Annotated in this window: 10 protein-coding genes and 1 pseudogene; 9 read left to right on the forward strand and 2 right to left on the reverse strand. The window is 63.2% G+C overall.

The window, feature by feature from the left end; all coding sequences use genetic code 11:
• Positions 1-175: 175 nt before the first annotated feature.
• A complete protein-coding gene (locus tag SS05631_RS15260; RefSeq protein WP_037420226.1) occupies positions 176-1,717 on the reverse strand; it encodes a sigma-54 dependent transcriptional regulator in 1,542 nt (513 codons plus the stop codon).
• A gap of 184 nt (positions 1,718-1,901) precedes the next feature.
• Here SS05631_RS15260 and SS05631_RS15265 point away from each other — a divergent pair, with 184 nt between their 5' ends.
• From SS05631_RS15265 to SS05631_RS15275, 3 genes are read left to right on the forward strand one after another with little or no spacing between them, the layout of a single operon-like run.
• Positions 1,902-3,770 (forward strand): M3 family oligoendopeptidase, encoded by a 1,869-nt coding sequence (locus SS05631_RS15265; RefSeq protein ID WP_037420228.1) that lies wholly within the window; start codon positions 1,902-1,904, stop codon positions 3,768-3,770.
• A 36-nt stretch (positions 3,771-3,806) separates the two neighbouring features.
• On the forward strand, positions 3,807-4,964 hold the full coding sequence (locus SS05631_RS15270) for an aminodeoxychorismate synthase component I (protein ID WP_037420232.1): 1,158 nt from the start codon (positions 3,807-3,809) through the stop codon (positions 4,962-4,964).
• A complete protein-coding gene (locus tag SS05631_RS15275) occupies positions 4,961-5,587 on the forward strand; it encodes an aminotransferase class IV family protein (protein WP_037420236.1) in 627 nt (208 codons plus the stop codon). The genes SS05631_RS15270 and SS05631_RS15275 overlap by 4 nt, the downstream gene beginning before the upstream one ends.
• Here the strand turns inward: SS05631_RS15275 and SS05631_RS15280 are convergent.
• Positions 5,552-6,502, reverse strand: coding sequence for a sensor domain-containing diguanylate cyclase (locus tag SS05631_RS15280; protein WP_095678009.1), 951 nt, complete (start codon positions 6,500-6,502; stop codon positions 5,552-5,554). The genes SS05631_RS15275 and SS05631_RS15280 overlap by 36 nt on opposite strands.
• A gap of 117 nt (positions 6,503-6,619) precedes the next feature.
• Between SS05631_RS15280 and SS05631_RS15285 the strand changes: the two genes are divergently transcribed.
• The 6 genes and pseudogenes from SS05631_RS15285 (at position 6,620) to glsA (ending at position 14,102) form a co-directional block, all read left to right on the forward strand.
• Complete coding sequence (locus tag SS05631_RS15285; RefSeq protein ID WP_037420241.1) at positions 6,620-7,531, forward strand: DUF3445 domain-containing protein; 912 nt, start codon at positions 6,620-6,622, stop codon at positions 7,529-7,531.
• A 144-nt stretch (positions 7,532-7,675) separates the two neighbouring features.
• A complete protein-coding gene (locus SS05631_RS15290) occupies positions 7,676-9,127 on the forward strand; it encodes a homospermidine synthase (RefSeq protein ID WP_037420244.1) in 1,452 nt (483 codons plus the stop codon).
• 294 nt (positions 9,128-9,421) lie between these two features.
• Positions 9,422-9,787, forward strand: a complete 366-nt coding sequence (gene omp10, locus SS05631_RS15295) for an outer membrane lipoprotein Omp10 (protein WP_037420246.1) — start codon at positions 9,422-9,424, stop codon at positions 9,785-9,787.
• A gap of 225 nt (positions 9,788-10,012) precedes the next feature.
• Positions 10,013-11,890: a bifunctional UDP-sugar hydrolase/5'-nucleotidase gene (locus SS05631_RS15300; protein ID WP_037420367.1), complete on the forward strand. Its 1,878-nt coding sequence runs from the start codon at positions 10,013-10,015 to the stop codon at positions 11,888-11,890.
• 115 nt (positions 11,891-12,005) lie between these two features.
• Complete coding sequence (gene hemH / locus SS05631_RS15305; RefSeq protein ID WP_037420248.1) at positions 12,006-13,043, forward strand: ferrochelatase; 1,038 nt, start codon at positions 12,006-12,008, stop codon at positions 13,041-13,043.
• A 241-nt stretch (positions 13,044-13,284) separates the two neighbouring features.
• Positions 13,285-14,102: pseudogene (glsA, locus tag SS05631_RS15310) on the forward strand (glutaminase A).
• Positions 14,103-14,126 lie beyond the last annotated feature (24 nt).

Genomic DNA, 14,126 nt, shown 5'->3' on the forward strand with positions numbered 1-14,126 from the left:
CCCCGTTCGACGGACAACCGTGCTTTGCTGTCTCAGATGACTGTCAAATAAGGTGACAGCATGGCAAATATGCCACAGTAGTCACCGCCCCTTATAATATAGTGAACAGTTTCCTAACAAGGTCTAAACGGCGGTGACTGAATTGGACGGCAAATGAGGTGTGAATGCGTCGATTTTATGCCGCTTCGCGCAGTGGATTGTCGGGATCGATGCCGTAATCCTTGAGTTTTCGGTAGAGCGTCGAGCGCCCGATGCCGAGTTTGCGGGCCACTTGGCTCATCTGGCCGCGATAGAACTTCAGCGCAAACCGAATCAGTTCCTCCTCGACCTCGGCAAGCTTGCGCACTTCGCCGCCCTGATCGACGCTGGCGATGGCGTTCTCGAACCGTCCTTCGGAAACCGCGCCGAACGAGTCGGACTTTTCCTGAGTTTCAGCGCGCGGAACGTGAACGGTCGCAGGGGCGGGAGCCGCGCGGCGGTCCGGACCCGCCTCGCCCCAGGAGAGCCCGCCACGGTCGGCAACGACATAGCCCGGTATCTGGGTGGCGATCTGCGGAAAGTCCTTGACCGTGAGGTCGCCGCCGTCGGCAAGCACGACGGCGCGGAAGATGGCGTTTTCGAGCTGGCGGATGTTGCCGGGCCAGTCATAGGCGGTCAGCAGCGCCATCGCCCCGTTCGAAACCGTCAAGGGGTGGTTGAGCCTCTGCTCCGCGGTGAAACGCTCGACGAAGGCGCGCACCAGGACGGGAATGTCCTCCTTGCGCCGGCGGAGCGCCGGGATGGTGATCGGGAAGACGTTGAGGCGATAGTAGAGGTCCTCGCGGAAGCGCCCTTCGCGCACCTCGTTGATCAGATCCTTGTTGGTGGCCGAGATCAGCCGCACATTGACCCGCTGCGGCTGGCGCGCGCCGACCGTCTCGATCTCGCCCTGCTGGACGGCGCGCAGCAGCTTCACCTGAACCTCTAGCGGCAGGTCGCCGATCTCGTCGAGGAAGAGCGTGCCGCCGTCCGCATCGACGAATTTGCCGCTGTGCTTTTCGGTCGCGCCGGTGAACGCCCCCTTCTCATGGCCGAAGAGGATGCTCTCGACGAGATTGTGCGGGATGGCACCGCAGTTGACGGTGACGAAGGGCTTGCCGGCCCGGTCGCTTGCCGCCTGGATCGCCCGCGCAACCATCTCCTTGCCGACGCCGGATTCACCCTCGAGCACGATCGGGATATTCGATTGCGCGGCGCGGCGCGCCAGGTCGAGCACCCGGATCATCGCCGGGCTCGCCGAAACGATATCGTCGAAACCGACGGCGCCGCCGCGCGGCCGGCGAGAGGTTTTGACCCGCCCGTCGCGGCTCGCCATCTTCAGCACGTTGCCGATGGCGATCGACAGCCGCTCCGGCGAGACAGGCTTGACGAGGAAGTCGAAGGCGCCCGCCTGCATCGCCTGCACGACCGTCTCGATGCCGCCCTGCCCGGTCTGGACGATGACCGGCGTGTCGATACCGCGTTCGGCAAGCGCCTCGAGAAAGCCGTGGCCATTCATCTCCGGCATCAACAGATCGAGCAGGATGAGGTTGATCATGCCGCCCTTGCGTTCCAACAGTTCGAGCCCGCTGCGCCCGTTGTCGGCGAGATGCGCGACATGGCCGAGCCGCTCGATCATGTTCGTCAGCAAACGGCGCTGCACCGGATCGTCGTCGATGACAAGAATATGGGATGTCACGAAAGCCTCCTGCTCAGGACACGCGGTACTCTTTGGCCAGCCTCATGTGCCAAATCATGCCAGCCATTCGTGCCATAAAGGGCTGAACATCGTGTTTTGAGAAATGCTTGCATTTTAGCCATTGCGGGCGGTAGCAATGCGCCCCATATCGCTGCCTTCCATAGTCAAAAGGAGAGAACCGCCGATGACCCTCGCCTCGCCCCTTCTCGCCGCCGTCGGTCCCTCTCCACTGCTCACGCCGGCCGGGCAGGCGGCCCGCCCGGCGGCAGATCTCGGCGAGTTGCCCACCTGGCGGCTCGAGGATCTCTACGCCTCGGCCACCTCCGACGAGTTCCGCTCCGACCTCGCAAAGGCGGAATCCGACGCGCTCGCCTTCGAGAACAAGTGGAAGGGCAAGCTCGCGGAGGCCGCCGGCAGGACGGGCAATCAAGGCGTCGGCGCGGCCGTCAAGGAGTTCGAGGCGCTCGAGGACCTGATGGGCCGCATTGCCTCCTTCGCCGGCCTCACCTATTTCTCCGATACGTCCAATCCGGCGAACGGCAAACTCTATGGCGACGTCCAATCGAAGCTCACCGACGTATCGGCGCATCTGTTGTTCTTCTCGCTGGAACTCAATCGGATCGACGACAAGGTGATTGATGCGGCGCTCGAGGCAGACAGCCTCGCTGCCCACTACAAGCCCTGGATTCTCGACCTGCGCAAGGACAAGCCCTACCAACTCGACGACAAGCTCGAGCAGCTTTTCCTCGAAAAATCGATGACCGGGGCAAGTGCATTCAACCGGCTGTTCGACGAGACGATCGCCTCGCTCACCTTTTCGGTCGATGGCGAAGCGCTGCCGCTCGAGGTGACCTTGAACCTCCTGCAGGATCCGTCCTCCGAAAACCGCAAGAAGGCAGCCATGGCGCTGGCCGAAACCTTCAAGGCGAATATCCGCACCTTTACCCTCGTTACCAATACGCTCGCCAAGGACAAGGAGATCTCAGACCGCTGGCGCGGCTTCGAGGACATCGCCGACAGCCGCCATCTCGCCAACCGGGTCGAGCGTGAAGTGGTGGACGCGCTCGCTGCGGCGGTCAAGACTGCCTATCCGCGTCTGTCGCATCGCTATTACGCGCTGAAGGCCAAGTGGCTCGGCATGGAACAGATGGAGTTCTGGGACCGCAACGCGCCACTGCCGGAAACGCCGACCGCGCTGATCCCCTGGGCCGAGGCGAAGGACACGGTCCTATCCGCCTATCACGGCTTCGCGCCGGAAATGGCTTCGATCGCCCGGCGCTTCTTCGAAGACCGCTGGATCGACGCGCCGGTGCGGCCGGGCAAGGCCCCCGGCGCCTTCGCCCATCCAACGGTTCCGTCCGTCCATCCTTACGTGCTCGTCAACTATATGGGCAAGCCGCGCGACGTGATGACGCTCGCCCATGAGCTCGGCCATGGCGTCCACCAGGTGCTTGCCGGTGGCCAGGGCGCGCTAATGGCGTCGACGCCGCTGACGCTCGCCGAAACCGCCTCCGTCTTCGGCGAGATGCTGACCTTCCGCGCGCTGCTCGACAGCACCAAGGACAAGCGCGAGCGCAAGGCGATGCTCGCCCAGAAGGTCGAGGACATGATCAACACGGTGGTGCGGCAAATCGCCTTCTACGAGTTCGAACGCAAGGTCCACACGGCGCGCAAGCAGGGCGAACTGACGGCCGACGATCTCGGCGAACTTTGGCTTTCGGTGCAAAGCGAAAGCCTCGGGCCGGCCATCCGGATTTCGGAGGGCTATGAGACCTACTGGGCCTATATCCCGCATTTCATCCACTCGCCCTTCTATGTCTATGCCTATGCCTTCGGCGATTGCCTGGTGAACTCGCTCTATGCCGTCTATCGCAACGCCGAAAGCGGCTTCCAGCAGAAGTATTTCGAGCTCCTGAAGGCCGGCGGAACCAAGCATCATTCCGAACTCCTGGCGCCCTTCGGGCTCGATGCCGCCGATCCGTCGTTCTGGGCACAGGGGCTGTCGATGATTGAGGGCCTGATCGACGAGCTGGAAGCGCTTGATAGGGCGTGATCCAGCCAGGACGGCGACTGACAGCGACGGCTTTAGATGATCGAACACGCGCCCTTTGTCCTCTTCCGGGACGACAGCGAAGACCGCACGACAGTCTTCGCTGAGCCGTCGCGCGTGATCACGGCGCGCACGCGGGCCGAGTTCCGCCGCGGACTTTCAGAACTCGAGGCTGCCCGCCGTGCCGGCAAATGGCTCGCCGGCTATATGGCCTATGAGGCGGGCCATCTCTTCGAGGAAAAGCTCACGCCCTTCGCCGAGGAAAACCGCGAGACGCCGCTGATGTCCTTTGGTGTCTTCGACGCGCCGGCGGAAGGCCACCCCCTCGCCGAGCCGCGCCGACGCCTGGAAAACGAACCGTTCCTTTCCGAGGCCCGCGCCGGCTGGGATCTTCTTGCCTATCGCCAACGCTTCGAGCGGCTGCACCAGCACCTGCGACGGGGCGATTGCTACCAGGCGAACCTGACGATGCCGATCCACGCGCGCTGGTCCGGCGACCCGCGCGCCGCCTTCTGGTCGCTGATCGAACGCCAGCCGGTGAAATACGGGGCACTCGTGGCGCTCGACGGGCCGCTCCTGCTGTCGCGCTCGCCCGAGCTCTTCTTCCGTGTCGATGCGGACGGCTGGATCGAGACGCATCCGATGAAGGGCACGGCACCACGCGGGGCGACCGCTGAGGAGGACGCGGCGATCATCGCCGAGATGCGCGAAGACGAGAAAACCCAGGCCGAAAACCGGATGATCGTCGACCTGCTGCGCAACGACATCTCCCGCGTCACCGCGGTCGGTACGCTCGATGTGCCGAAGCTCTTCGAGATCGAGACCTACCCGACCGTTCATCAGATGGTGAGCCATGTTCGGGCCAAGCTCCTGCCGGACATTACGATCGCCGACATCTTCGCCGCCCTTTTTCCGTGCGGCTCCGTGACCGGCGCGCCGAAAATGCGGGCCATGGAAATCCTGCACGAGCTGGAATCCGGCCCTCGCGATGCCTATTGCGGGGCGATCGGCTTCATCGCGCCGAACGGCGTCATGCGCTTCAATGTGGCGATCCGGACGATTTCGGTATTTCCCGACGGCCGCGCCATCTTCAATGTCGGCGGCGGCATCGTCTTCGATTCCAAGGTCGAGGCCGAATACGACGAGTGCCTCTTGAAGGCGCGTTTCGCCGTCGGCGACGCCGAGATCGACCGATGACGGATTTCTCGCTGATCGAGACCCTGCGCTACGAACCGGAGGCCGGCTTCGTCCGCCTTAGGCTGCACCTTGCCCGACTGACGCGGTCCGCGAGGCGTCTCGGTTTTGCCGGCGCCGCGGAGGCCGAGGCGCGGCTGTTCGAGGCAGTCCGCAACTCGCGCGGCGGTTTGCGCGTCCGCCTTACGCTCGACCGCGATGGTGCCATAGCGGTTACGACCGCGCCGTTCGTGCCGCTGTCGGCCGATGCGCTGTGGCGTGTCCGGATCGCTTCGACCCGGCTCGATTCTTCGGACCGGCTGCTTCGCATGAAGACGACGCGGCGCGGCGCCTACGAAACGGCGCGCAGCGAGTTTTCCTCGGCCGAGGCCGACGAGGTGGTGCTGCTGAACGAGAAAGGCGAGATCTGCGAGGGGACGATCACCTCGATCTTTCTCGACGACGGCGACGGCATATTGCAGACGCCGCCGATCGCCTGTGGTCTGCTCGCCGGCGTGCTGCGCAGCGAACTCATCTGCGAGCGGCGCGCGCGAGTGGCGCGGCTGTCGGCTGCCGACCTTCGGCGCGGCCGTCTCTATGTCGGCAATTCGCTACGAGGTCTGATCCGGGCGGAACTCGTGGTCTGAGCCTGGCAGGGTGTAGCGCTTCACCCGGTCGCGGCCCTCGCGCTTCGCCAGATGGAGTGCCTGGTTGGCGCGGGAATAGATATCGCTGACCTTGTCGCCGTCGCGATACTCCGCAAGCCCGACCGAACACGTGTAGTAAAACTCCGGAATGTTGGAGAGCGGCCTGGCGCCTCGAATCTTCTCCAAAAGGCGATCGAGGATGAGGTTCGACTCGCTGACCGTCGTATCGGGCAGGATCAGCATGAACGCCTCGCCGCCGATGCGGCCGAAGCAGTCGGAGCGGCGGACGAAGCCTTGCATCTGGCGTGCGAAGTCGAGCAGGACCTCGTCGGCGCGCTGCGGGCCGTAACGGTCGTTGATCGCCTTGAAATAGTCGATGTCGACGATCGCCACGCAACCCCACATCTGCGGATTCTCGGCGCAGTCCTGGATGAACTCGGCAAGCTTCCCGAGCGTATGGCGGCGGTCGGGGACGTGGACCAGTTCCTCCACCGGCGAATCCCGCAAGGCGAAATCCCTGTCCTTCCGGTGCTTGCGCTCCTCCTCCCGTATCCCGGTCACGTCGACCGCCATGGAGAGCGTCCAGCCCTTTTCGTCAACGGTCTCGGTCACCCACAGCGACCGCCCGTCATGCAGTACGGCTTCCGACGCACGAGACGGCACGCTGCGGCGCCGCGCGAGCGCCGTGGCGATCCAGGTCTCGATGTCGTCGATCCCGAGCATTGCGCCCCGGCCTGCCGCGTGATTGCGGCGCATGATCTCTTCCCATGTCGGCGACTCGTCGGCGCCGACATGAAAGGTGGAACGGAATGCCGAATTGGCAAAGCGCAGCCGATCGTGCTGATCGTAGAGCGAGATCAGCACGGGCGATCGGGCTTGCAAACCCATCAGAGCCTTGAGGTAATCACCGGTCACGGTTGGTCTGCTCCAGCTTGAACAACAAATCAATCACGGCGCGAAGCGGACGGATCAACTAAAGCTATAGCACGAAAAGCTTGCGGCAAGTCGTACAACATGTGAAACCAAGGGAAAATGGCTAAGTCGCAGAACGTGCCGAATTCGCACATGAAGCACACACCTTATGACGGTTCGTCGAAGCCCTTCACGATCGGGCTTACGCAGCTCGACCCCGATCGCTGGATCGAGCCGGACGAGGCGCTGGACTTCTATCTCAGCGAAAAGGCGAGGCTGCTTAGCGCAAGCCGCGAAGAGGTCTTCGCGGCCGAGGACCGGACCGAGACTGCCCAGCGGGAACTCGTCGATTTACTGACGGACTACCTTCCGCACCACTACCCTGAGCTTTACCGCCGAGAAAACGGCGCGATGATCGCCGGCGGTCGCCGCGTCGCGCTCGACGGTGATGTCCCTATCGTCGTCGCCGGCTCGCTGATCCAGGACGATCTGGCGATCCTGGAACGCAAGGAGGGCGAATGGCGGCTTACCGCCGCCTATGTCGCCTTTCCGTCGTCCTGGTCTCTTCGTGAGAAGTTCGGCCGGACGCTCGACGAGATCCACGCCCCGGTGCCTGGCTTCGAGGGCGGAAGCCGCAATGCGGAATTGATCGCCCGGATGTTCGACAATCTCTCGCCGGCCCGCTTCGTCGAGCGCTTCAACTGGGCGGTCAATGTCGACGGCGCGCTGCATCTGCCGAAATCGAAGGCCGAGGGCATCGGCGCCGAGGCCGTCCACCTGACCGAGGCCGGCACCTTCATTCGCGTCGAGAGGCAGACGCTTCGCAAGCTGCCGCGAACCGGCGCGATCGTCTTCACCATCCGCATCTATTCCGACCCGGTTGCCGCGCTCAGAAACAGGCCCGACGCGGCCGCTCTTGCCCGCGCCTTCATCGGACAGTTGAACGACCTGACGCCGCCGCAGGCGGCCTACAAGGGCCTCGTCAGCAAGCGGGAGGCGCTGATCTCGGCCCTCCTATCGATAGCCGGTTAAGCAATATCCGAAATCGCGGTTGACCCGCCGGCCCTTTATTGTGACACGAAACTATGCTCTAGGGCCTCACGCGAGATTCCGAGGCGCGCTGTTCCGCGCGCATTCAAGCAGCATCAGAGACGTTTTGTCAGGAGAGACGCAAAAATGGCAGACACCAGCTACCCGGTCTATGGCGAGATTACCGGCCCGATCGTGATGATCGGCTTCGGTTCGATCGGCCACGGCACCTTGCCGCTGATCGAGCGCCACTTCAAATACGACAAGAGCCGGCTGATCGTGGTGGAGCCCCGTGAAGACGCCAAGGACACGGAGATTTTTGCCCGCCACGGCGTCCGCCACGTCCGCGCCGCCGTGACCAAGGACAATTACAAGGAACTGCTGAAGCCGCTCCTGTCCGAAGGCGGCGGCCAGGGCTTCTGCGTCAACCTCTCGGTCGACACCTCGTCGCTCGACATCATCAAGCTCTGCCGCAAGCTCGACGTACTCTACATCGACACGGTCGTCGAGCCGTGGCTCGGCTTCTATTTCGACTCCGAGATGGACAACGCCGCGCGCACCAACTACGCGCTGCGCGAGACGGTGCGCCGCGAGAAGGAAAAGAACCCAGGCGGCACCACGGCGATTTCGACCTGCGGCGCCAATCCGGGCATGGTCTCCTGGTTCGTCAAGAAGGCGCTCCTCAACCTCGCCGACGATCTCGGCCTCAAATACGAGGAACCGCACCAGGACGACCGTGAAGGCTGGGCCAAGCTGATGAAGAAGGCCGGCGTCAAGGGCATCCACATCGCCGAGCGCGACACCCAGCGCACCAAGCACCCGAAGCCGCTCAACGTCTTCTGGAACACCTGGTCGGTCGAAGGCTTCATCTCGGAAGGCATGCAGCCGGCCGAACTCGGCTGGGGCACCCATGAGAACTGGATGCCGAAGAACGCTAGGAGACACAAGAAGGGTTGCCAGGCGGCGATCTACCTCGAGCAGCCGGGCGCCAACACCCGCGTGCGCAGCTGGTGCCCGACGCCGGGTCCGCAATACGGCTTCCTCGTCACCCATAACGAATCGATCTCGATCGCCGACTTCTTCACCGCCCGCGACAAGAACGGCGAAGTCACCTATCGGCCGACCTGCCACTATGCCTATCATCCGGCCAACGACGCGGTCCTGTCGCTGCACGAAATGTTCGGCAACGGCGGCACGCCGCAACCGGTGCACCACGTGCTCGACGAGACGGAACTCGAGGACGGCATCGACGAACTCGGCGTGCTGCTCTACGGCCACGAAAAGAACGCCTACTGGTACGGCTCGCGCCTGTCGCTGGAGGAAACCCGCCGCATCGCCCCCTATCAGAACGCGACCGGCCTGCAGGTGACGAGCGCCGTTCTCGCCGGCATGGTCTGGGCGCTGGAGAACCCGAAGGCCGGCATCGTCGAGGCCGACGAGATGGACTACAGGCGCTGCCTCGAAGTGCAGCTTCCCTATCTCGGTCCGGTCGAAGGCCACTACACCGATTGGACGCCGCTCGACGGCCGGCCCGGCCTCTTCCCGGAAGACATCGACACCAAGGACCCCTGGCAGTTCAAGAACATCCTTGTCCGCTAAGCCGATTGCGCCCGGAGCTCGCTGGCTCCGGGCGCCCCGACCATGATTGTCGCGCCGCGGCGCCGCTTCCTCCTCTTGCTTGCAGCTCACAACTGAACGGCGAAATCGAAAGCCTCCTGCGGCTTGGGCGCAACGCCCGGCGTACAAAGTCGCCCTGGAACGCTGTTCCGCTGCTCAATTTGCCGTCAAGCCGGTTCCGGCGGAGCGAATTATGCGGTAGAGCGGGGCGAACAGAAGTCTGTAGCGGCATTGCGTTTGCATTCCGCTTCAACTCGTGACGCGGGAGAAACGCCGATGAAGCCACTCGCCATACTGACCATTCTCGCAACCGCCACGGCGCTTGCATCCTGCCAGTCGTCTCCGAGGGAAATCCGCCAGGCGCCGCAGGCGCGGGCGAGCGGCGTGGAGGGCGCCTGGGTCGATCCGAACGGCATTATCTCTACCTTTGCCGGCGGCACCTTCTCGACGCGCACCACCGACACCAACCAGCTTCTCGCTTCCGGCACCTATGTGAATGTCAGCCCGACGCTCGTCGAGATCAACATGACCTCTCTGGTCAGGAATACCCAATCCAGGGTCAACTGCGCGCTCGTATCACCGGCGCAGCTGAACTGCACGACGGATGCAGGCGCCCAATTCTCGCTCGCCCGCCAGGGCTGAGCAGAGATCCGACAATGCATGTCAAAGAAGCCTCCGACCGGAGGCTTCTTTTGTTTCTGAGCCGGCTTAACCCTACTTGGAATCCGGCAAAGAAGAGACGTGTTTAGCGCTTGAAGTCCGGCGCGACTGATGAAAACATCCGGCCTGCTGAAATGCCTCGGCCGGGCGATGATTTCCGACTGGGGCCTGCAATCGGCTGAAGACGACAGGCAACAGGAGAACATCATGATCAAATCCATGCGGACCGGCCTCATCACCGCATCCCTTCTCGCCCTTTCATCGGGCGCCGCCTTCGCCGATTACGAATTGAACATCCTGCATATCAACGATCTGCACTCGCGCATCGAGTCGATCAACAAGTTCGATTCGACCTGCTCGGCCGAGGAGGAAGGCAAGAACGAGTGCTTCGGCGGCGTCGCCCGTCTGAAGACGCTGATCGACCAGAAGCGCCAGGAGCTTACCGGCAAGAACGTGCTTCTGCTCAATGCCGGCGACAACTTTCAAGGATCGCTGTTCTTCACCACCTACAAGGGCGCGGCGGAAGCGGAATTCCTGAACCTGATGAAGTTCGACGCGATGACCGTCGGCAACCACGAGTTCGACGAAGCCGAGGACGGTCTCGCGAGCTTCCTCGACAAGGTCAAGTTCCCCGTCGTCACCGCCAATGTTCTTCCTAGCCACAAGTCGAAGATCGGCGACCGTATCAAGCCGTCGATCGTGCTCGACCTCGGCGGCCAGAAGATCGGCATTGTCGGCGCGGTCGCCAACGACACGCCGGAGCTCTCCTCGCCGGGCCCGGACATCCTGATCGGCGAGGACGTGGCGACGATCACCAGCGCCGTCGACGAGCTGAAGAAACAGGGCCTTAACAAGATCGTCGCGCTGACGCATGTCGGCTATCCGCGCGACCTCGCAGCGATCGCCAAGATCCCGGATGTGGACGTCGTGGTCGGCGGCCATTCCCACAGCCTCCTCTCCAACACCGACGAGAAGGCCGAAGGCCCCTATCCGACGATGGTCGACAACCCCGGCGGCTACAAGGTGCCGGTGGTCCAGGCGGGCTCCTACAGCAAGTATCTCGGCGACCTCGTCGTCACGTTCGACGACAGCGGCGTCGTCAAGGCCGCCAAGGGCGATCCGATCCTAGTCGATTTCTCCATCAAGCCGGATGAGGCAGTGGTCGCGCGCGTCAAGGAGCTCGCTAAGCCGATCGAAGAACTGCGCACGAAGATCGTCGCCAAAACGGAAGCGCCGATCGACGGATCGCGCGAGAATTGCCGGGCGAAGGAATGCGAGATGGGCAGTCTCGTCGCCGATGCCCTGCTCGACCGCGTCAAGGGCCAGGGCGTGACGGTCGCCATCACCAATGGCGGTGGCCTGAGGGCCTCGATCGACGCCGGCGACGTGACGATGGGCGAAGTGATCACGGTGCTGCCCTTCCAGAACACCGTCGCGACCTTCCAGTTGAAGGGTGCCGATATCCGCGCGGCGCTGGAGAACGGCGTCAGCCAGGTCGAGGAAGGCGGCGGGCGGTTCCCGCAAGTGGCCGGCCTCAAATTCTCCTTCGATCGTTCAAAGCCCGCCGGCAGCCGCCTTGTTTCGATCCAGGTGAAGGAGGGTGACGCCTTCAAGCCGCTCGATCCGGAAAAGACTTATTCGCTCGTCAGCAACAATTTCATGCGCGGCGGCGGCGACGGCTACGCGGTCTTCAAATCCAAGGGCGAGAACGCCTACGACTACGGTCCGGGTCTCGAAACGGTGCTGGCAGACTATCTTGCGGCGCATCAGCCGTTCAAACCCTATACGGACGGCCGCATTTCGGAGGTCGCCGCTGCGGCCGGCACGACGCCGGCGGAACCGGCTGCCGAAACCAAGCCGGCCGAAAGCGCTGCCGCGGCACCCGCCGCCCAGCCATCGGGCGGAACCGCATCGGCCGCTGGCGGACCGCAGAAGCACGTCATCGCCCGGGGCGACACGCTCTGGGATTTGGCCGAGTCCTTCTACGGCAACGGCTTCGAGTGGAAGAAAATCGCGGCAGCCAATGGCGATCCGGCCCCGCGCGCGCTCGAGATCGGGAGGGAACTGGAGATTCCGGCGAAGTAAGACAATTTGCCTCTGTGGCAAAGGCCGGTGCGGGCTTTCCCGCGCCGGCTTTTCTTTTTAGAAGGATTTGAAAACAGAGGCGCTGCTAAACATATAAACGCCCGTGAGGAAGACGATGACAGACCTAGTTGCCGAACCGACCGCCGCTGCTCACCCCGCCGTTAAATCGGGGAAGGTCGGCGTCCTGCTCGTCAATCTCGGCACGCCGGACGGCACCGATTACGCTTCCATGCGCCGCTACCTCAAGGAGTTCCTCAGCGACCGCCGCGTCATCGAATGGTCGCGCCTCTTCTGGTACCCGATCCTCTACGGCATCGTGCTCAACACGCGCCCGCAGAAGGTCGGCAAGGCCTATGAGCTGATCTGGAACAGGGAGATCAACGAAAGCTGGCTCAGAACCTACACGCGCAACCAGGCCGCACTGATGGCCGAAGGCTTCGCCGATCGCCCGCACGTCGTCGTCGATTGGGCGATGCGCTACGGCCAGCCTTCGATCGCCTCGCGCATGGAGGCGCTGCAAAAGCAGGGCTGCGAGCGCATCCTGGTATTTCCGCTCTACCCGCAATATGCAGCGGCAACGACCGCTACGGTCAACGACAAGGCCTTCGAGGCGCTGTTGAAGATGCGCTGGCAGCCGGCGTTGCGCACCGTCCCTCCTTACCACGACGACCCGGTCTATATCGACGCGCTCGCCACGTCGATCGAGCGCCACCTGGCAAGGCTCGACTGGCAGCCGGAGGTCATTCTGGCGTCGTTCCACGGCATTCCGAAAAGCTATTTCGAGCTTGGCGATCCCTATTATTGCCATTGTCAGAAGACGGCGCGGCTCTTGCGCGAGAGGCTCGGCTGGTCGAAGGAGAAGCTGCAGGTGACCTTCCAGTCGCGCTTTGGACCGGAGGAATGGCTGCAGCCCTATACGGACGCGACGGTCGAGAGGCTCGCCAAGGGCGGCGTCAAGCGCATCGCCGTCATCAATCCGGGCTTCGTTTCCGATTGTCTGGAGACGCTGGAAGAAATCGCCGGCCAGGCGGCCGAAAGCTTCCATCACAATGGCGGCGAGAAGTTCGCCCATATCCCCTGTCTGAACGACAGCGCCGAAGGCATGGCCGTGCTCAACCACGTCGTGCGTCGTGAACTCGAGGGCTGGCTGTAGTTGCAGCGCCCTTTCTTCTGATGTAGAATACACCGGTGAGTTGAACGTAGCATTGGTCGCCCGACCGGTGAGGAGGGCACGTGGAGCTACTGGATCCCCTCTTCGACCGCAAAGCTCCTATGTCTCGACAGGGAGCCTTCCGCCGTCCGATCACGTCGCACGCCTGGTCACCCAGGCCCACGAACGCTTTGCCTCCGTCGCGCTGGGACAGAACTCCCAAGTCTATCCGGCCCTGGCCCACGTGCCGAGCAATCTCTTCGGCATTTGCGTCGTGAGCGTTGACGGGCGCGTTTTCGCCGTCGGAGACGCGGAACATGAATTCACCCTCATGAGCGTCTCCAAGCCGTTCATCTTCGCTCTGATCTGCGATGTGATCGGCGCCACGGGCGCGCGTGAGCGGCTGGGCGTGAATGCGACCGCTACGCCTTCAACTCCGTTGCCGGGACCGAGCGCAACGCGGAGGGCCGCAGCAATCCGATGGTCAATGCCGGAGCCATCGCCACGACGACCGATGAAGCGAAATGGCGCTTCATCAGCGAGGGCCTGTCTCGCTTTGCCGGAAGGCAGCTGTCCGTCAACGATGAAGTCGATGACTCCGCTTCCCGAACAAACTCCCGGAACCGGAGCATTGCCTGGATGCTGGAAAGCCTCGGCCGCATCTATTGCGATCCCATGGAGGCGACGGAGCTCTATACCCGGCAATGCTCGCTGAACGTCAGCGCCAAAGATCTCGCCGTCATGGGCGCAACGCTCGCGCATGGCGGCTTCAATCCGCTGACGCGCGAACAGATCGTCAGACCCGAAGTCTGTCACTATGCCTTGGCGGTCATGCTGACCGCCGGCCTCTACGAGACCTCCGGGGACTGGCTCTACGAGATCGGGCTGCCGGGCAAAAGCGGAATCGGCGGCGGCATCGTTACTGTCTCGCCCGGAAAAGGGGGTCTCGGCACCTTCGCGCCGCCTCTCGACGAGGCGGGCAACAGCGTCAAGGGACAATTGGTGGCGCAATTCCTGTCACAACGGCTCGGGCTCGATCTGTTGATGTCACCGCCCGGTTGATGGCCGGCGCGCCGCTTCAGCTAG

The sequence above is a fragment of the Sinorhizobium sp. CCBAU 05631 genome (assembly GCF_002288505.1).
In the GTDB taxonomy this organism is placed as follows: domain Bacteria; phylum Pseudomonadota; class Alphaproteobacteria; order Rhizobiales; family Rhizobiaceae; genus Sinorhizobium; species Sinorhizobium fredii_C.

What these genes read in the sequence shown, in the direction of transcription:
- SS05631_RS15265 (WP_037420228.1), top strand. Translation starts at nt 1,902, where the DNA reads ATGACCCTCGCCTCGCCCCTTCTCGCCGCCGTCGGTCCCTCTCCACTG.
- SS05631_RS15270 (WP_037420232.1), top strand. Translation starts at nt 3,807, where the DNA reads ATGATCGAACACGCGCCCTTTGTCCTCTTCCGGGACGACAGCGAAGAC.
- SS05631_RS15275 (WP_037420236.1), top strand. Translation starts at nt 4,961, where the DNA reads ATGACGGATTTCTCGCTGATCGAGACCCTGCGCTACGAACCGGAGGCC.
- SS05631_RS15285 (WP_037420241.1), top strand. Translation starts at nt 6,620, where the DNA reads ATGGCTAAGTCGCAGAACGTGCCGAATTCGCACATGAAGCACACACCT.
- SS05631_RS15290 (WP_037420244.1), top strand. Translation starts at nt 7,676, where the DNA reads ATGGCAGACACCAGCTACCCGGTCTATGGCGAGATTACCGGCCCGATC.
- omp10 (WP_037420246.1), top strand. Translation starts at nt 9,422, where the DNA reads ATGAAGCCACTCGCCATACTGACCATTCTCGCAACCGCCACGGCGCTT.
- SS05631_RS15300 (WP_037420367.1), top strand. Translation starts at nt 10,013, where the DNA reads ATGATCAAATCCATGCGGACCGGCCTCATCACCGCATCCCTTCTCGCC.
- hemH (WP_037420248.1), top strand. Translation starts at nt 12,006, where the DNA reads ATGACAGACCTAGTTGCCGAACCGACCGCCGCTGCTCACCCCGCCGTT.